A 506-nucleotide genomic window follows, 5' to 3' on the forward strand; every position below is an offset into this window, starting at 1 on the left:
GTCGTCCAGGGCCAGCAGCTGCTCCAGGCTGTCTGCCTGGCCATTTTCACGCCACAGGTACATGCAGGCCAGCGCGGCGCAGCCCAGCAGCGCCAAGCGCCGACGGGTGGTCCAGCCCGACTGCCGCACCAGGAAGAAGAAGGCGCCGGCGGCGAACAGGGGCGCCCATTGGGCGCTGGTGACGATCTCCACGGTGTACATGGGGCGAATGAAATTGACCAGCGACAGGCCCAGCCAGAGGATCAGCAGCGTCTCGATGCGCTTGAGCTGCCCGGTGGCGATCGCCACGCCGACGATCGCGCCGTGGCGGCCACGCACCATCGCATAGGCACCCGCAAGACCCGAAAAGAGTGCGACGAGCAGATCGAAGAAATTGGGTCGGGTGCGCGCGGCAATTTCGGCGGTCACCGTCTGGAGCGGCGAGAGCACGACGATGAGGGCGCTGAAGCCTACAGCCAGAATGATGCCGAGCCCAAGGGCGACGAGCGAGCGATAAACCTCCTCGG

Annotated in this window: 1 protein-coding gene; it reads right to left on the reverse strand. The window is 66.2% G+C overall.

Annotation, left to right across the window (positions count from 1 at the left end; genetic code table 11):
* The coding region (locus tag ACT6Q8_RS25750) for a DUF389 domain-containing protein (protein WP_444739515.1) at nt 1–506 on the reverse strand (506 nt) is incomplete at both ends.

The sequence above is a fragment of the Niveispirillum sp. genome (assembly GCF_052437035.1).
Taxonomy (GTDB): Bacteria; Pseudomonadota; Alphaproteobacteria; order Azospirillales; family Azospirillaceae; genus Niveispirillum.